This window comes from Dinghuibacter sp. (assembly GCF_035492835.1).
GTDB lineage: Bacteria > Bacteroidota > Bacteroidia > Chitinophagales > Chitinophagaceae > Dinghuibacter.
Window position 1 is genome coordinate 65,321 of record NZ_DATJIY010000066.1, and the last position, 17,553, is coordinate 82,873.

A 17,553-nucleotide genomic window follows, 5' to 3' on the forward strand; every position below is an offset into this window, starting at 1 on the left:
AATTGCCAGCCGCTACTGCCGGTCCCCGGCCTTGAACAACGTCCACGGATACGCCTTCATGTCTTTCAGGTAGGGCGACATCCAGTCGTATTCCTTGTGTGCGGCCAGGAAGGGCGCGGCCAGGAAGTCCTTGCCGGAGGGGTTCCCCATGTGGGCCCAGAACGAGAAGCTTTTGGCCAGGTCGGCCGTCGTGAGCTTGCCCTGGACCGTACCGCCGGGATAATAAGGCGCCCAGTCCCATTCCGGACAGCCCTTTGGATCGGTGTCGACGCTGCCGGCGATGACGCACCGGGTGTCCTCTTTCGTGCCGCTCATCGCGTTCAGGTTGTCGGCTTCCATGGCGCGACCGGTGGAATCGTTGATCTTACCCTTGTTTTGCGCCATCAGCTCTTCCCAGCGGCGCTTACGGGTATTGGGAGAAGTGGTGGTGTCGTTGGTTTTGAAGGTGGTTTCGTCGGCGATCACGGAGGAGTCGCTGGCGAAGTTGGAGCCGAAATAAACGCCGTCGTTCGTCCGCCAGACCTTGACGTGCTTGAGACCCAGCTCCACCCGGGCGATCTCGTTTTTATTCATGTCGCCCACCAGCCAGTCGTTCGCATAACCGCCGTTGTTACCGTCGGACATGATCTTTACGAAGTCGTCTATGTTCGATGCATACTGCTCCGCCTTGCGGGCGCGGACGAACTCCGCCACCTGGGTAGTATCGAAGCCGTTGAACTGAGTGATCGTTGTTTCGGTGATCAGGACGCCGTTGCCGTTGACCGCAAAGTCGTCCCCGCTGTGGATAAAACCGGGCATCATGTCCATAAAGATGTGGTAACCTTTCGTCGGCGTGATGTCGGCAACGACGTTCCAGCGTTCGCCCTGTACATAGTTGGTCCAGTCGTTGTGTCCCATGGCGATCTTACCGTCGGTGGTATAACTGCCGGTCGCGATGAAGGCACTGCAGTTGCCGGGGGCCTTGTTGAGGTCGGAATGGGGTTTGGCCAGGTTTGCCAGGTAGGGGACGTAGTATTGGGACAGCTCGATATTGGCGTTGAGGGCGACGATGTCGTAAACGTCGCAGGTCTTGCCCTTGGCGGACATCCCTTCCACGATTCCTTGCATTTCGGCCCGGTACTCGGAGTCGATATGGGGCCAGAGCATCGTCCGGGCCGCCGTGCGGTAAAAGATCCAGTCTTTGCCGGTCTCGTGGGTCAACATCATTTCCGTCGACTTCAGGTTGTCGTCGATCTCGTTGGCTAACAAATAACCGTGTTGATAGCCAATGTCTTCGGGGTCGCCTGACAGGTGTACGTATATCCAGCCGTTCTTGTCGAAGCGATAGGCGTCGGACAGGCGGTCTTTTTTGATATGGCAGCTCCCGGCCGCAAAAAGGGCAAGGGAGATCAGGGGGAGGGTCATTCTCATGTCTGTGGTGTTAAGCCCCAATATACGATTTTTCCCTTCGGGGTCGCTTCACGGCCCGGCGGCGGCCTCACGGCCCGGCGACCCGGTCTGCGGCGCCTGCATTTGCAAAAAGTCTATTAAAATAGTAGGGTGATTGGGAAAAATGCCGTAATCTTGTCCCTGGTATGAAGGAGCATCACTATAGAAGCGTCGTCAAGGGAGCCACATGGAGGTTTTGCGCCTCGCTGGATACGATTTTCCTGTCCTATATCTTTACGGGCCAGATTTCTTCCGCCCTGAAGATCGGCGCGGTAGAGGTGGTGACCAAGATCCTTTTGTACTATGCACACGAGCGTTTGTGGATGAGGGTCGACTGGTTCCGGAACCGGGAAGTCCGCCCGGACGGCACGACGGTCGTAACGGACAACCACTACCGCAGCCTGATTAAGGGTGCCAGCTACCGGTTCTTCGGTACCCTGGACACGATGGTGATCGCGCTTTTTGTCACCGGTAACTATACGAAGGCTTTCAGCATCGGGTTTACCGAGGTGTTTACCAAGATCGGCCTCTTTTATCTCCACGAGCGGCTGTGGATGCGCATTCCCTTTGGGCTTATCAAGGACGGGGCTGAGCCCGGCGTGGCCGTGCCGGCAGTGACCGAGCGCGCCGCCTGATTTTTCCTAGTATCTTCCCTGCATGAAATGGATCGGATTATGTCTGGCGATGGTCGTATCGGTCGTAACGGCGCGCGCCCAGGTGGAATTGAACGGACGGTGGGTATGTCGCCGCGCGTCCGAAGTAAGCATCGATGGCAAGGTGTTGTCTCAGCCCCGCGGACCGCTCGACGGCTGGATGCCGGCGGTGGTCCCCGGTACGGTGCTCACGAGCCTGGTCAAGGAGGGGCTGGCCCCCGATCCATTTTATGGGATGAATAATGAGCACATTCCGGATATCTACACCACGGGCAACGCCTATTATACGTATTGGTTCGTCCACGACTTTACGGCGGCCCGGGCTACCGGACAGGAACACGTCTGGCTTCAGTTCCGGGGCGTGAACTATGGTTTTGACGCCTATTTGAACGGTCACCGCCTGAACGATAGCACGCACTACGGCATGTTCCTGCGGGCGGAATACGATATTACGCCCTGGCTCGCCGCCGACGGTCACAACCGGTTGGCGGTGATCGTGTATCCGCCGGACCCGCCAGGCAACCCCAACGGAGGGCAAGGCGGCGACGGTATGATCGCGCGGAACGTGGCGCACCAGTACGTTGCCGGCTGGGACTGGATACAGCCCATACGCGACCGGAACACGGGCATTTGGGATAAGGTGCTGCTACGGCGGACGGGGCCGGTGAAGGTCGACCACCCGCATGTCGTGACGCTCGTGCCCGGCGTGCGCAAAGCGGAGGGGCCGCAGGCCCCGGCGGTGGTGTGCGTGACCGCGGAAGTAAGCAACGAAACGGGGAAAGCGCAAACGGGGACATTGTCGTACCGGCTGGCGGGCAGGACGCTGACGGCGAAGGTGGCGCTCGGGCCGCATGAATCGAAGCTGGTGACGCTGCCGGCCGATACCGTGCGGCAGCCGCGGCTGTGGTGGCCCAATGGCTACGGCGCGCAACCGCTCTATACGCTAACGTTGCGGTACGGCGGCGACACGCTCCCGGTGCAATTCGGCATCCGCCAGATGGACGCTGTATGGAACGCGCATTCGCGCAGCCGGGAGATACGCGTCAACGGGCGGCGGATCTTTATCCGGGGTGGGAACTGGATCGTTTCCGACGCAATGCTCCGTCTTTCCAGGGAGCGCTATGATGCGGAGGTGCGGCTTCACCGGGATATGCGGCTGAACCTGATCCGGGTTTGGGGCGGCGCGTTGACCGAACGGCCGGAATTCTATGACGCCTGCGACCGGTATGGGTTGCTCGTGATGCAGGACTTCTGGAATTCCGGGGACTGTAACGGGCGCTGGCCGGACCCCAAGAAGCTCGAAGACCAGGCGACGCGCCGGCGTTATCCCGACGACCACGGTCTTTTTATCGCCTCCGCCGCGGACCAGATACGGATGATCCGGAACCATCCTTCGCTTGCCTTCTGGTGCGGGGGGAACGAGATCACGCCGCCGGACGACATACTCCATGCTTTACAGGATTCCTTACTGCCCATGCTGGATGGAACCCGCTGGTTCGCCACCTATTCCAACACCGACAGCATGTCCTACAATTCCCTGGGTGGAAACGGGGACGGCCCTTACGGTATACAACCCCTGTCTACCTTTTGGGAGCACCGCACCTTCCCCTTCAACTCCGAAGTGGGTTCGGTCGGGTTGGGAGACGAGGCCTCGCTGTCGCGCTTTATGCCCGTGGAGAACCGGGTGATACCGCGCGGCGGTAAGGAACTGGATTCCGTCTGGGCCTATCACAAGTACATCCCGTACGATCATTTCCCGGATGCCTACGGGGACGCGCGTGACATCGGGGAATTCACCCGTATCGCCCAACTGCTCAACTACGACCAGTACCGGGGGCTGGCGGAAGGTTTCCGCGCGCACGCCTGGGACTGGTACACGGGCGTAATCATCTGGAAGACCCAGAACCCATGGACGGCATTGCGCGGGCAGATGTACGACTATTACCTCGATCCCAACGCCTGTCTGTATGGGTTGCACGAGGGTGGGGAAGTGCTGCACGCCGCCTTCGACCCCGTGAAGGAGCGGTTGTGGGTGCTGAACGACGGCCCGGCGGCGACCGTCCGGCTGCGCGCCACGGCGTATGATATGCAGGGCGGCGCCCACCCGGTAGCGGCGCGCGTCGTACAAGCCGAAGCCGATACCTCGGCTGAGCTGGCGGACGTCAAGACCGCCATCGACAGCCTCCGCGCCGGCAAGGGTCTCTTCCTGCTCCTGGAAATACCCGGACACAGCCGCAACCTCTATTGGCTGCCCGACAGCAGCGGGCGCTATACGGGTCTGCGGGAGCTGGCCCCGGCGCGCGTGACCGTCCATATCAAGAGGCTTGGGAATACGAGGCCGGGAAAAGGCGAGGCCGAGGTCACACTCCTTAACCCCGGCCCAATACCCGCATTTTTCAACCGGCTGTCGGTGACGGATAGCCGCACCGGTCTCCGGTTATTACCGACGTTCTATTCGGATAACTACGGCTCGCTTATGCCCGGCGAAACTTGGAAGGTTCGCATCGAATGGCCGTCTCCGGTAGAAGGTGAACCGGTGCTCACCGTAGAAGGCTGGAACGTCAAAAAAGCCAATTTTCGAGGTCTTTAAAGACTAAAATTCATCAAAAAAACATGGCCTTTTATGGCCATAAAATGCCTCCTTGTAGCCTTCTGAGGCGACTTAAGGATTTGCGGGATCGTTTGCGCTTGGTGCCAAATTATCCTGAAGGAGTCCGTATTTTCACTGATTTTCCCCCGCCATTTGTGGATTTTCATGTCCAATATTTGCCTATTTCATTGTATATGATAGGAATACATATAATCAAATCACCGGATCAAGACTTTGTTAAAATAGTATTATAACAACCGATTAACAATTCTTTATTTGGGCGCATTGAAAAGCATTCCTTACTACTAAAAACGATTGTTGAAATGAGACCAAAACTCGATTGCTTGAAGGGTTGGCTATTCTTGCTGTTGGCCACCCTCATCAGCATCTCTTCCTTTGCCCAGACGAAGGTCACCGGCAAGGTGCTTTCGGCCGCTAATAACCAAGGCGTTCCCGGCGCCACGGTCCAGGTGGTGGGCGCTAAAACAGCGGCCATTACAGCCAATGACGGCACGTTCTCCATCGTGCTTCCCGCCGGCCGCACCCGGTTGGAGATTTCCTCGGTTGGATACGACAACCAGGAAGTGACCGTCTCCGGGCCGACGGTCACCGTTACCCTCACCGAAAAAAGCAATACCCTTAACGAAGTCGTCGTTACGGGTTATGCGACCCAGAAGAAAAAAGACCTTACCGGAGCCGTCGCCGTCGTTGACCTGGGTGACGCCAAAAAACAACCCGTGCCGGACGTAAACGACATGCTCCAGGGCCAGGCGTCGGGCGTATCCGTGGTCGGGTCCGGTCAGCCGGGCGCCTCGCCGGTGATCCACATCCGCGGATTCAACTCCTTTGGCAACAACGTCCCCCTCTATGTCGTCGATGGGGTTCCGACCCAGAACGTGGCCGACCTCAATACCAACGACATCGCCACGATGCAGGTCCTCAAAGACGCAGGAGCAGCCTCGATCTACGGCTCGCGCGCGTCCAACGGGGTCATCATCATCACCACCAAACGCGGCAACGGCCGCCCCAAGGTATCCTATGACGGTTACTACGGCACCCAGGTGCCGAAGGGCGGTAACGTCTGGCACGTGCTGAATCCGACCGAAGAAGGGACGCTGCTTTACCAGGCGGAGGCCAACTACAACACGCTGAACCCGTCGTCCCCGACGCCGTTGGGCAACACGATCTACGGCACCGGCGCCACGCCCGTCGTCCCCGACTACCTGGTCAGCGGCACCGTGGGCGGCGTTACGTATTCCGGTGGCTTTGCGGCCGGTTCGACCGCGGCCGACCCCGCCAATTACAACGCCGACCCGACCGGCACGAACTACTACCAGATCGCCAAGGCCAACAAGAGCGGCACCGACTGGTATCACGCGATCTTCAAAAACGCACCCATCCAATCCCACAACCTCTCTGTCGCCGGCGGCGGCGACCAGGGGAACTACCTGTTCTCGGTGAACCTTTTCGACCAGCAGGGTACGCTGATCGAAACCCACTTGAAGCGCTATACCATCCGGGCCAATACGAATTTCAAGGTGGGCAACCGCATCCGGATCGGCGAGAACATCGCCTATTCTTCCATCGATAACCCCCAGGCCAACGGCGGTATCCTGGTGGAAGGGAGCGCGGTCGGCTTCTCGATGCGCGAAAACCCCATCATCCCGGTATATGACATCGGAGGCAACTTTGCCGGTTCCGCGCCCAAGGGCCTGAACAACCCCCGCAACCCCGTCTCCATCCAGGCGACCACCTCCAACAACCGGGGGCTGGCGCAACGCATCTTTGGGAACGTCTATGGCGAAGCGGACGTGCTGAAGAACCTGACCTACCGGACGAGCTTCGGGGGCGAGTATTACGCCGGCTGGGCGCACACCTTTACGATACCCGACTATTACGACGCGGAACCCCAGTACACCACGTCCACCTACAACGAAAGTTCCTACAACGGGGGAGACTGGACGTGGACCAACACCCTGGCCTACAACCTGACAAAAGGGGATCACAACCTGAAGGTGGTCGGCGGTATGGAATCCTACGAGTTTGTCAACCATAACATCGGGGGCTCCACCCAAAACTATTTTTCCTACGACCCGTTGTTTGTCAACCTGACCACGGGCGCGGGTACGCAAACCAACTATAGCAACAGCAACGGGACGGTCAATTCCACCACGGTCATCGGCGCGGGTGAGACCCTCGTCTCCTACTTTGCCCGCGCGGACTATTCCTATAAGGAAAAATACCTGATAGGCGGCACGTTCCGCCGGGACGGGTCCTCCAAGTTCATCGAAAACCGGTGGGGTAACTTCTATGCCGTCAGTGCCGGCTGGCGCATCTCCCAGGAGGACTTCATGAAGCGCGCCACCTGGATCACCGACCTGAAGATCCGGGGTTCGTACGGACTCATGGGGAACCAGTTCAACGCCTTGAGCACGAACTCCTATACCTTGTACAGCCTGGACAAGCAAAAGACCTACTATCCGACGGTGGGCGGCACCGGCTCGATCTTGACCAGCGGTCTGGCATTGACCCAGATCGGCAACCCCGCCGCCAAGTGGGAACAGGACGGCAACCTAAACCTCGGCTTCGACCTGACCGTGCTGAAGGGACAGCTGACGGTCAGCGCCGACTACTATCAGAAGAACATCAAGGACCTGTTGTACCAGCTGACGCTCGCCGGCACCAACGGTTCGGCCACCGTACCGGCGTACAATGTGGGTAAGATGACCAACAACGGCCTGGACCTGATGATCACCGGCCAGACCAACATCACCCACGACCTGATGTTCAACGGGAGCCTGTCCTTTACCACCTTCCACAACGTCATCAAACAAATCGACGCCAACGGGACGCCCTACTTCGACGTGGACGGACGCCGCTTCAACGGCAGCTATATCGTCCGCAACGCCGTCGGACACCCGGTGAGCGCCTTCTACGGCTATAAGATCGCCGGCTTCTGGCAAAACCAGGCCGAGATCACCGCCGCCGACCAGGCCGCTCAAAAGGCCTCCAACGGGGCCGTAACGACCTACCAGGCGGATGAAGGCGTGGGCCGCTTCCGCTACGCCGACGGGAACCACCAGGGCTGGATCGACGCCAGCAGCAAGGAGTTCCTGGGCAACCCCAACCCCAAGTTCACCTATGGCGCCAACCTCGGCCTGACCTACAAAGGCTTCGATTTTAGCGTCTTCCTGTACGGCGTTTACGGGAACGACATCTGGAACAACGTAAAATGGTGGACCGACTTCTATGCTTCCTTTCCCGGCGCCGCCAGCAGCAAGACCGCATTGTATAACTCCTGGACGCCCACGCACACCAACGCCGCGGCGCCTATACAGGATGCGGTCAACGGCAGTAACGCGAGCACCAATACCGTCCCGAACTCCTACTTCGTGGAAAAGGGCTCCTACCTGCGCGCCAAGAATACGACCCTGGGCTACAGCTTCACCAGTGCGAAGCTGACCAGGATCGGCATCACGCACCTGAGGGCTTATGTGCAGGCGATCAACCTGTTTACGATCACCAAGTATTCCGGGATCGACCCCGAGATCTCCGTCAACCAGATGGGGAACCCTCCGCAGAACGCGACCACGGACTTCGGTATAGACGAGGGCGGCTACGCCAACCCCCGCCAGTACCTCGTCGGCCTGCAGGTCACTTTCTAGGAACGATTCGCCATGCAAAAAAAAATGACAATGAAACCAAAGAAATACAACTTACTGATCGCCGCTGTAGCCCTGGCCACGCTGGGGTGCAGTAAAGGCTTCCTGAACAAGCAACCGGAAGGGGCGCTGCAGCAGTACCAGATCACCAACACGGCGGGCGTCCAGGCCCTGCTGACGGGAGCCTACGCCTCCCTCTACCAGGAAGGGGATGGGAACACTACCCTTGCCGGCACCGGCACGAATGCCTGGGAGGCATCGCCTTCCAACTGGATCTACGGGTCCGTGGCCGGCGGCGACTCCCACAAGGGCAGCTCCATCAGCGACCAGCCCCCGATCGTCCCGATCGCCAACGCCCAGGAAATATCCTCCAATGGTTTTTTCAACGACAAATGGATATCGCTGTACGAAGGCGTGAAGCGCTGTAACCAGGTGCTTGCGACGCTCGCGATCTCACCCTCCGTCAGCGATTCGATGCGCACGGAATTCACCGCGGAAGCGCACTTCCTGAGGGGCCATTTCTATTTCGAGCTCCGGCGCTGTTTCCATATGGTGCCCTGGATCGATGAAACGACCACGGACTACAACCAGCCCAACGACGCCGATATCTGGCCAAAGATCGAAGCCGACTTCACCTGGGCGATGGACACGCTTCCGGCCAAACAGCCGAACGTGGGACAGGTCAACAAATGGGCGGCCGCCTCCTACCTGGCCAAGACGTACGTGTACGAAGCCAAGTGGGCGCAGGCAAAGGCGCTGTTCGACCAGATCATACCCGCCTCCTATGGGGGTACCGGTGCTGGCGGCGTAACCTCCAACAACCTCACTTATGGGTTGACCGATCGTTTTGAAGACAACTTCGACGCCTCTCAAAAGAACAACAAGGAATCCGTTTTCGCCATCCAGATGACGGCCAACGACGGGACGCTTTCGATCGCCCACGCCAACGGGGGCGACATGCTCAACTTCCCGTACAACAGTCCGTTCCGCTGCTGCGGGTTCTTCCAGCCGTCAGTCGACCTGGCCAACTCCTACCGGACGGACCCCAACGGGTTGCCCTATGTCACCGACTACAACAGCCACGGCATTGCCAATGACCAGGGGCTCGATTCGAAAGCCCCATTTACGCCGGACGCGGGCAATATCGACCCCCGTCTCGACTGGACCGTTGGCCGTCGCGGTATTCCCGTCCATGACTGGGGGCTGCACCCGGGTAACAACTGGATACGCGACCAGGGGTCTGCCGGTCCCTATTCCAATAAGAAGAACCTCTATTGGCAGGGCAATTTATCGACCTATTCCGACCAGAGCACCTGGGCGCCCGGTTCGGCGATCAACCTGCTGGTGATCCGGTTCGCGGACGTACTCCTGATGGCTGCGGAAACCGAAGCCCAGCTGGGTAACTACGCCCAGGCCGAAGTCTACGTCAACGATGTGCGCGTCCGGGCCGCCAACCCCGCCAATATACTGTATCAATACAACGACAACGCCAATCCGCTGAATGGGTTTTCGACCACGCCGGCGGCCAACTACGTGATCAGCCCCTATCCGGCCGGTTATTTTACCGCGACTACGGCGCTGCCCGCGATCTACTTCGAGCGCAAGCTGGAATTGGCCTGCGAAGGCCATCGGTTCTTCGACCTGGCGCGCTGGGGCATTGCCGACGTGATGATGAATGCCTATTATTCCTTTGAAGGCAAGATCACCGGGGACTTGTCCACGGGGAACTTCACCAAGGGTAAAAATGAATACTTCCCGATTCCCCAACCGCAGATAGACCTGTCCAACGGGAAGCTCAAACAAAACACGGGGTACTAGGATTCTCTTCTCATTCGGATTATCAAGATAGCAACACACGGGGGGCGAATGCCCCCCTTTTTGACTACATTAGACCTATGCGCAATGTCCTGATCTGCCTCTTCGGTCTGATGGCGCTGGCCGCCTGTCTCAGCCAACAAACGCCCAGGAAATACCGGAAGAATTCGATGTACGGGGACACACCGGACGAGAACATCGCCCGTGGGGAGGCGCTGGCCGCCAGGTACTGCCAGTCATGCCACCGGCTGCCGACACCCGACCTGTTGGATGCGAACAGCTGGAGACGCGGGGTTTTGCCGGAAATGGGACCAAGGCTGGGGATATTTTCGTACCAGAACGAACGGTATCCCTCCAGCGCGGACGACCCTGAGATCGGCCGCGGCTTCTATCCCGCCAGTCCGCAATTGTCCGGACAGGAGTGGGGCTTTATCATGGATTACTATATGGCGACGTCACCCGTTACCCTTCCGCCACAACAACGGCCGTATCCGATTACCGAAGGTGCGGCGCCGTTCCGACCCGTCGTCCCGTCCTGGCGATACCACCAGCCGGCCATGGTACTGGCGCGGATGGACACCGCCCGGGGGCGGTTCTATACGAGCGACGCGGTGCGGGGCTATACCTATATCGGGGACAGGGGCCTGAATATTACGGATTCCATACGACTACGCGGCCCGGTAACGGACCTGGTACCGCAGGGGGATAGCCTGCTGGCCTGCGATATCGGTATCATGACGCCGACGAACTCCCGCGCGGGGATGGTGGAGGGGTTGAGGGTCCGGGGCAACCGTTTTGCCGGAGGCGATACGCTCGCCGGGCCTATGAGGCGGCCCGTGCAGCTGGCGGCGGCGGACCTCAACGGGGACGGGTTGACCGACCTGGTCGTTTGCGAGTTCGGCTATGTCAAGGGCGCGCTGAGCTGGTGGGAAAACAAGGGCGGCGGCCGTTACGAACGGCACGTGCTCCGGGACCAGCCCGGGGCCATCCGGGTCTATGTGCAGGACTACAACCACGATGGGTTGCCCGACATATGGGCGCAGTTCGCCCAGGGTGACGAGGGCATATTCCGGTACGCCAACAAGGGCAAAGGCGTGTTCGAGGAGCAAACGATCCTGCGTTTTCCCCCGTGCTATGGGTCGACGTATTTCGAATTGGACGACTTCAACGGGGACGGCAGGCCGGATATCCTCTACACGTGCGGGGACAACGGCGACTACTCCGCCGTGCTCAAGCCCTATCACGGGGTCTATATATTCCTCGACGACGGCGCCGGGCATTTTACCCAACGCTGGTTTTTTCCGATCGACGGGTGCTACAAGGCGGTGGCGAGGGACTTCGACGGGGACGGCGATCTGGACATCGCCTCGATCGCGTACTTCCCCGACTTCCAGCGGCAACCGGAGGAAGGCTTCGTGTACTTCCGCAACGATGGGGGCTTCGACTTCCACCCGCTCACGCTGCCGGAGGGGAAGACCGGCCGGTGGATCGCGATGGATGTGGGGGATTTCGACCGGGACGGCCGGCCGGACATCCTGCTGGCGAATTGTTCGGTGGGGCCCGGGTTCCTCCAGCCCACAACAGATTTCAAGACGGGACCACCGTTCCTGTTCCTCCGCAATACCGGTCTTAAAAATCCGAAAACGGCTCCGGCCTCAGGAAAGTGATGACCGCCTTGGAAACGTTGTGCTGGTACTCGGGCCGCGCCACCAGCTTCTTCCATTCCGGGTCGTTATTGAAGGCATTCCAGTGCTGGTCCCGGTCAGACTTGCTGTTAAAGGTCGTCATATACATGAGGTTGGGCATCTGCGCGCCCGACAATACGTCGGCGTAGAACACCGCGTTGAAGTCAAGACGCTTGAACAGCGGTACTTCGCCCCCTTCGTTGAACATGTGGACTTTGTTGGCGTGAAAGGCCTCGGTGGCGCTCTCGTAGCTCCGCAGCTCGTAAACGCGCTCCGATTTGGGCGCCTGGAGCCCGGGCGCCGCGGGCGCGGGCATGTCCGGGAAGGCGCGCATCAGGATGGACTCCATACGAAAATAGGGTGGATTATTGTAGGGCGCTTCCAGGTAGTCGTTGCCGTCCCGGGCAAAGACCTTGTCGGCCGCCAGTACCCGGTCGAGAGTCAGCCACGCGTCGATGGTCCTGAAGGGGATCAGCACATAGAGCAGGGCCCTGGCCGTATCCGCGGTATCGGGTTGCAGGGGGACGAATACCCCCACCTGGGAAATGCCCGCCCGATGCAGGGCCGGGACAAAGGCCTTCTCCATGAAGGCTTCCAGACGCTGGACCTGTGTGAGCGTGGTGCAGCGGTAGACGCGCAGCTGGTAGTAATAGCGGGGGCCGGGAAGGGCATGGGCTGCCGCCGCCCCGAAGACGAGCAGCAGCCCCAGGATGAAATGTTTCATTTATTTGCCGGTATAGGAAATCTTGAAGATCGTGCCATGGGCGTCGTCGGTGACATAGATCGACCCATCCGGGCCCTGGGCCAGACCGCACGGGCGGTGGAGGGCCTTTCCGGGGCTGGTGATGTGCTCGGTGCCGGCGAAGTTGTCCGCAAACACTTCCCATTTACCCGTCGGCTTACCGTCCTTGAAGGGGACGAAAACGACGTAGTAGCCCTTTTCTTCCGGCTGACGGTTCCACGAGCCGTGGAAGGTGATAAAGGCGCCGTTCTTGTAGCGTGCCGGGAACTGGTTGCCGGTATAGAACAGGAGGCCATCGGGCGCCATGTGGCCGGGGAACCCCATTACAGGGGCCTGGGCGTCTTCACCGGCGGTTTTTTTGCCGTCGCCGCCGTATTCCGGGTTGAGGATGTACTGCTTTTTGTTCTGGTCCCAATACGCGTAAGGCCAGCCCCCGTTGGTGCCCTGGTGGACCTCGTAAAAGGTTTCGGCGGGGAGGTCGTTACCCTGGTCCTGGGTATAGAGGTCCGGGAAGTTGTCGTGCAGCTGGTCTCGCCCGTGCACCATGATGAACAGGGAGTTGGTCTGGTTGTTCCAGTCAAGGCCTACCGTGTTCCGGAAGCCGGTGCCATAGCGGCCTCCATCCCCGTAGGTCTGGTCGGTTTTGTCGGCCTTGAATTTCCATATCCCGCCGGCGGAGTCCAGGATAGGGCAAGGGCTGATGCCGGGTGAGCCGACGGCGCGATCTTTTACCTGGCAGACGTTGGAGTAGGCACCGATGTTGGTGTACAGGTTACCGTCGTTGTCCAGGATGATGGACTTGGATTCGTGCTCGTGCCGGTTCAGCAGACCGGTGACGATCCGCTGGGGGTGTTGCGGATCGACGACTTCGTCCTTATCGTCGAGCTGGTAGCGGAAGATTTCCTCGTCCGACGTGGCGTAGAGGTAATTGCCTTTGAGGGCGATCCCGGTGCCGGTGTAGTTGCCGAAACCGGTGACCTGGTCGGCCTTGCCGTCGTGATCGGTATCCCGCAAACGGATGATGCCGTTACCGTCCTGGAGATGGTTGAGCTTGACGTATACGTCACCTTCCCTGGTCACTACGATGTGGCGGGGTTGTTTCAGGCCTTCGGCAAAAACCTGTGCGTGAAACCCCGCGGGGAGTTTTAGCACCACATCCGCGGGCGCGGAAACCGGCTTGGGTTTTGAGGGCTTTTTAGCGGGAGCGCCGTTACCGGCCTGCAACGCACTGCTGCCCAAGGTCATGGACGCGGTAAAAGCTAAACCTGCAAAGAGAACGCGGATCGGTGTCATATGTTAATTTCATATTTGATGAATGGTATCGGACAAGTGTCAAAATAAATGCTAATTGCAGTAGCGGAGATGCTCATTATTTCGGTAGTAATTTATTTAAAACTTTAATGATGGCGGAAAGAAAATTAAATTCGACCAACTACCTCAACCAGTCCTACCTGGAGGAGAAATGTGAGCTCAACGAGCTGTTGTACCTCGTCAGCAAACGCTGGTTGTGTGAGACGTTGTTCAGCATAGAGGAAGGACACGCCCGTTTTACCTCGATCAAGGAGGACCTTCAATTCATCAGCGACCATATCCTGAGCGACCGTCTGCGGCAGCTGGAAAAATACGGCCTGGTCCTTCGCCAGCAACTCGACACCGTTCCGCCCCGGGTGGAATATACGATCACCGACAAGGGTCGGGAATTGTCCGACTTCCTGGGCCAGCTGTGCACCTTCGCCGGCACCCTGCCGATGATGCATGGGGCTGCCGCCGCGGCCGCCGCCGAGCGCGTATAGACGGCTTTACCGCAACATTTGGCCCGCTCGTCTCACGGGCTAACCCGCTCCCCGCGGATTATACTATTTTGCCTCCATGGAGAAACCCTGGTACCGGAGGAGGGTGATGGTGGCTTTGGCGCACGCCGCCGTTTGGGCCGTTTTCTTTTTGTTACCCGTTTGGCTGAGACCACCGCACGAGCGCCGGATGATGCCGCCCGGCGGACACCCGCCTGTGTCCCGTTGGTTCAACTATTTCACCGATTGCTGGCTGGTCCTGGTTTTTTACCTAAATACCCAGGTCCTCGTCCCGGTATTCTTCAATCGCCGGCGTCACTTTTACTACATACTTTTTCACCTGTTATTGCTCGTGGGGCTTCAGCTGTTGTTTGCCTGTCTGATCGGCCAGCCGGGGCGTGGATGGCCGGGCCCTCCCCAGTTCCTGTTGTTTCCCTATCTCCTGGTGGTGGCGGCGGGCCTGATCTACCGGCTGGTGGGGGACAGGATGGCGGAGGAGCGCGCCCGGCAGGAGCGGGAGAACGAAACCCTCAAAACCGAGCTGTCACTGCTCCGGATGCAGGTCAGCCCGCACTTCATGTTCAACGTCCTCAACAACATGGTTTCGCTGGCGCGCAAGCGCTCGCTGCTCCTGGAGCCGTCGCTGATAAAATTGTCTTCCCTCATGCGGTACATGCTGTACGAGGCGGATGGGAAGGTCCCGCTGGAAAAGGAAGTCGAATACCTGCAGAGCTACATCGACCTGCAGCGCCAGCGATTTGCCGGGTCCATGTCGGTGACCGTGGAGGAAGGGCTGCTGGACGGGAGCCTCGAAATCGAGCCCATGCTGTTGATCCCCTTCGTAGAAAACGCATTCAAACACGGGAAGAGCATTCACATCGCCTGGAAAACGGTAGCGGGGCTGCTGACGTTTTCGGTCCAGAATAGCTTTGGCACGTCTACGGGCGATAAGACCCCCGGAATCGGCCTGACCAATGTCCGCAGACGGCTCGACCTGTTATACGGGGACCGGCATTCGCTGACCATACGGACCGAGGGAGACTGGTATTTTGTATTCCTCAATATAAACCTGTCGCATCATGTTGCGTTGTATCGCCGTTGACGATGAGGCCCTGGCCCTCGACCTGTTGGAAGACAATATCCGCCAGGTGCCCTTTTTGCGCCTGGAGCGGACGTGCCGGAACACCCAGGAAGCTACCCTGGCGCTCCAGGATGGTACGATCGACCTGGTATTTACGGACATCCAGATGCCCGGTCTCACCGGGCTCCAGTGGATCAATACCCTGGTGAGGAAACCGATGGTCATCCTGATCACGGCCTACGAGAAATACGCCCTCCAGGGTTTCGACCTCGACGTCGTGGACTACCTCCTCAAACCCGTGGCCCTGGACCGGTTTGTCCGGGCGTGCAACCGCGCCCGTGACCGGGTATCGCCGCCCGCGGCAGCCGATTTCTTTTTTGCCAGCGTCGACTACTCTTTCGTCAAGGTTGATTTCAAGGACATCGCCTGGGTGGAAGGGCTGAAGGACTATATCAAGATCTACCTCCACCACGGCTCCAAACCCGTCATCACGCGGATGGGGATGAAGGCCATCGAGGAGCTGCTCCCACCCGGCCGTTTTATCCGGGTGCATAAGTCGTATATCGTGTCGGTGGACAGGATACACTCCATCCGCAAGAGCAGCATCTACCTCGGAGAGCGCGAGATACCCGTGAGCGATTTTTACAGGGGGGCGGTGCATGCGCTGACGCGGAGGCTCTGACGCTTTGCGGTGTGCCGCCAGCGCCTGGATTTTCGCTAGATTTGTCTCATGCATAACATCAAGAGCCTGATCCTCGCGCGCGAACCACAGGAATGGACCGGACTGGAGCAACACCTTCGGGAGATCCCGGGGGCGATCCTGGAAAAACGCGCCTCCCAGCTGGAGTCGGTCCTGGAGGGCTCGCTATCCGATACCGACCTCATCTTTTGCGAATATGGGTTCGTGGAGCCGCTGACCACCTATTCGTACATCTATAACGTCAAGGTACCCCCCGTCGTCTGTCTCATCTCCGAACACGACCGCGTGGACGAGCTCGGCGCCAACCGGGTTTTCGGATTCCTTACCAAAACGGCCACCCTCGAGCAGGTCATCGAAACCATCCGCCAGGCCGTCCGCAACAAATACAGTCCCAAGGAAGGTGGTTACAACCGCTGGAAACGCGACGGCTTCATCTTCATCAACTCCGAATACAAGATCATCCGTATCAAATTCGAAGACATCCAGTTCTGCGAAGGCATGAAGGACTACACCCAGATCATCCTGGCCGGCAAAACGCAGCCGGTCATCACCCTCCAGAATTTGAAAACGTTCTCGTCAAAACTCCCCGACGACGTCTTCGTCCGCGTCCACCGCTCCTTCGTAGTATCCCTTCACCACATCGACTCCATTTCCCGCAACGAGATCACCATCGGAAAAAAGATCATCCCCATCGGGAATAGCTACCGCAACGATTTCTTCCATATTGTAGAGAGCAATTCTTAGGGCTTTTTCTTTCCAAAACGCCGGATATCATACGAAAATGAGACCATCCCAAACCGTCCGCGTACCTCCGCGCTGCTCTCCTGCAGCAAGTTCCCGTCTACGGTCCTCGATATACCCGAATTCTGGTTGAGCAGATCGAACACAAAGAGCTTAATGTTCCCGGCCTTGTGCTTGAACAACCGAACCTCCACCGCCGGCGACAGCAACAAGGTTCCCTTCTTAAAGCCAGGGGAAAGGTTGCCGTTGTACTGGTACGCCGCGTTGACCGAAATCGTCCAGCACCCAAGGTACCACCGGATGATCCCCGTGGCCTGGGCGCTAAAAAAATCCGGCTGCTGTCCGGCCTGGAACGGATAGCGGTATACGTTGTAGCCGGCGTTTGCGTTTGTCATAAGATCGAGTTTGTCCGCTATGGCGGTCGACGTCGACAGGGAAAGGGACACGTTGGTGTTCTGCGAGCTGGCCACGAGGCCGTTCAGGAGGTTGGGGGTTTGGCTATATGCCAGCCGGCCGGACAGTGTTACCACGGACAAAAGATTCTTTACCGGTAAACCGTAGCTGGAATGCAGCGCCGCGGAACAGGCGCCGCCCAGGTTCACCGGCATGGCGACCTGGACCCCATTGCCCAGCTGGGTCAGCGAATTGGCGATCGTATGGAGGGTC

General features: G+C 58.9%; 13 protein-coding genes. 9 read left to right on the top strand and 4 right to left on the bottom strand.

What is annotated here, in order from left to right; translation table 11 throughout:
- Positions 1-12 precede the first annotated feature (12 nt).
- Positions 13-1,410 (bottom strand): C45 family peptidase, encoded by a 1,398-nt coding sequence (locus VL547_RS06550; protein ID WP_325576485.1) that lies wholly within the window; start codon positions 1,408-1,410, stop codon positions 13-15.
- Between the two features lie 164 nt (positions 1,411-1,574).
- Between VL547_RS06550 and VL547_RS06555 the strand changes: the two genes are divergently transcribed.
- The 5 genes from VL547_RS06555 to VL547_RS06575 all read left to right on the top strand — a co-directional run bounded on the left by VL547_RS06555 (position 1,575) and on the right by VL547_RS06575 (position 11,815).
- Positions 1,575-2,063 carry a DUF2061 domain-containing protein gene (locus VL547_RS06555; RefSeq protein WP_325576487.1) on the top strand — a complete coding sequence of 163 codons (489 nt, stop codon included), beginning with the start codon at positions 1,575-1,577 and terminating at the stop codon, positions 2,061-2,063.
- A 22-nt stretch (positions 2,064-2,085) separates the two neighbouring features.
- On the top strand, positions 2,086-4,671 hold the full coding sequence (locus tag VL547_RS06560; protein ID WP_325576489.1) for a glycoside hydrolase family 2 protein: 2,586 nt from the start codon (positions 2,086-2,088) through the stop codon (positions 4,669-4,671).
- Between the two features lie 344 nt (positions 4,672-5,015).
- Positions 5,016-8,336, top strand: a complete 3,321-nt coding sequence (locus VL547_RS06565) for a TonB-dependent receptor (RefSeq protein WP_325576491.1) — start codon at positions 5,016-5,018, stop codon at positions 8,334-8,336.
- 30 nt (positions 8,337-8,366) lie between these two features.
- A complete protein-coding gene (locus tag VL547_RS06570) occupies positions 8,367-10,151 on the top strand; it encodes a RagB/SusD family nutrient uptake outer membrane protein (RefSeq protein WP_325576493.1) in 1,785 nt (594 codons plus the stop codon).
- A gap of 77 nt (positions 10,152-10,228) precedes the next feature.
- Positions 10,229-11,815, top strand: a complete 1,587-nt coding sequence (locus tag VL547_RS06575; RefSeq protein ID WP_325576495.1) for a VCBS repeat-containing protein — start codon at positions 10,229-10,231, stop codon at positions 11,813-11,815.
- On the opposite strand, the gene VL547_RS06580 is transcribed toward VL547_RS06575, so the two are convergent.
- Together VL547_RS06580 and VL547_RS06585 are read right to left on the bottom strand one after the other, a co-directional pair.
- Entirely contained in the window at positions 11,778-12,557 is a 780-nt protein-coding gene (locus tag VL547_RS06580) for an NIPSNAP family protein (RefSeq protein WP_325576497.1), read from the bottom strand. The two genes, VL547_RS06575 and VL547_RS06580, sit on opposite strands and share 38 nt — an antisense overlap.
- Positions 12,558-13,868 carry a PQQ-dependent sugar dehydrogenase gene (locus VL547_RS06585; RefSeq protein WP_325576499.1) on the bottom strand — a complete coding sequence of 437 codons (1,311 nt, stop codon included), beginning with the start codon at positions 13,866-13,868 and terminating at the stop codon, positions 12,558-12,560.
- Between the two features lie 110 nt (positions 13,869-13,978).
- Here VL547_RS06585 and VL547_RS06590 point away from each other — a divergent pair, with 110 nt between their 5' ends.
- The 4 genes from VL547_RS06590 (at position 13,979) to VL547_RS06605 (ending at position 16,890) form a co-directional block, all read left to right on the top strand.
- Entirely contained in the window at positions 13,979-14,368 is a 390-nt protein-coding gene (locus VL547_RS06590; protein WP_325576501.1) for a helix-turn-helix domain-containing protein, read from the top strand.
- Between the two features lie 76 nt (positions 14,369-14,444).
- Positions 14,445-15,467, top strand: a complete 1,023-nt coding sequence (locus VL547_RS06595) for a sensor histidine kinase (protein ID WP_325576503.1) — start codon at positions 14,445-14,447, stop codon at positions 15,465-15,467.
- Complete coding sequence (locus tag VL547_RS06600; protein ID WP_325576505.1) at positions 15,445-16,128, top strand: LytTR family DNA-binding domain-containing protein; 684 nt, start codon at positions 15,445-15,447, stop codon at positions 16,126-16,128. Before VL547_RS06595 ends, VL547_RS06600 begins: the two co-directional genes overlap by 23 nt.
- 48 nt (positions 16,129-16,176) lie before the next feature.
- The gene (locus VL547_RS06605) at positions 16,177-16,890 is read left to right on the top strand and encodes a LytR/AlgR family response regulator transcription factor (protein WP_325576508.1); all 714 of its coding nucleotides are present in this window, start codon (positions 16,177-16,179) and stop codon (positions 16,888-16,890) included.
- Here VL547_RS06605 and VL547_RS06610 read toward each other — a convergent pair.
- A partial coding sequence (locus VL547_RS06610; RefSeq protein ID WP_325576510.1) for an outer membrane beta-barrel protein occupies positions 16,887-17,553 on the bottom strand: 667 nt, incomplete at its 5' end. The two genes, VL547_RS06605 and VL547_RS06610, sit on opposite strands and share 4 nt — an antisense overlap.

Coding starts and splice junctions, on each gene's coding strand:
- VL547_RS06605 (WP_325576508.1), top strand. CDS start 16,177: ATGCATAACATCAAGAGCCTGATCCTCGCGCGCGAACCACAGGAATGG.
- VL547_RS06555 (WP_325576487.1), top strand. CDS start 1,575: ATGAAGGAGCATCACTATAGAAGCGTCGTCAAGGGAGCCACATGGAGG.
- VL547_RS06550 (WP_325576485.1), bottom strand. CDS start 1,410: ATGAGAATGACCCTCCCCCTGATCTCCCTTGCCCTTTTTGCGGCCGGG.
- VL547_RS06595 (WP_325576503.1), top strand. CDS start 14,445: ATGGAGAAACCCTGGTACCGGAGGAGGGTGATGGTGGCTTTGGCGCAC.
- VL547_RS06560 (WP_325576489.1), top strand. CDS start 2,086: ATGAAATGGATCGGATTATGTCTGGCGATGGTCGTATCGGTCGTAACG.
- VL547_RS06580 (WP_325576497.1), bottom strand. CDS start 12,557: ATGAAACATTTCATCCTGGGGCTGCTGCTCGTCTTCGGGGCGGCGGCA.
- VL547_RS06590 (WP_325576501.1), top strand. CDS start 13,979: ATGGCGGAAAGAAAATTAAATTCGACCAACTACCTCAACCAGTCCTAC.
- VL547_RS06570 (WP_325576493.1), top strand. CDS start 8,367: ATGAAACCAAAGAAATACAACTTACTGATCGCCGCTGTAGCCCTGGCC.
- VL547_RS06575 (WP_325576495.1), top strand. CDS start 10,229: ATGCGCAATGTCCTGATCTGCCTCTTCGGTCTGATGGCGCTGGCCGCC.
- VL547_RS06600 (WP_325576505.1), top strand. CDS start 15,445: ATGTTGCGTTGTATCGCCGTTGACGATGAGGCCCTGGCCCTCGACCTG.
- VL547_RS06585 (WP_325576499.1), bottom strand. CDS start 13,868: ATGACACCGATCCGCGTTCTCTTTGCAGGTTTAGCTTTTACCGCGTCC.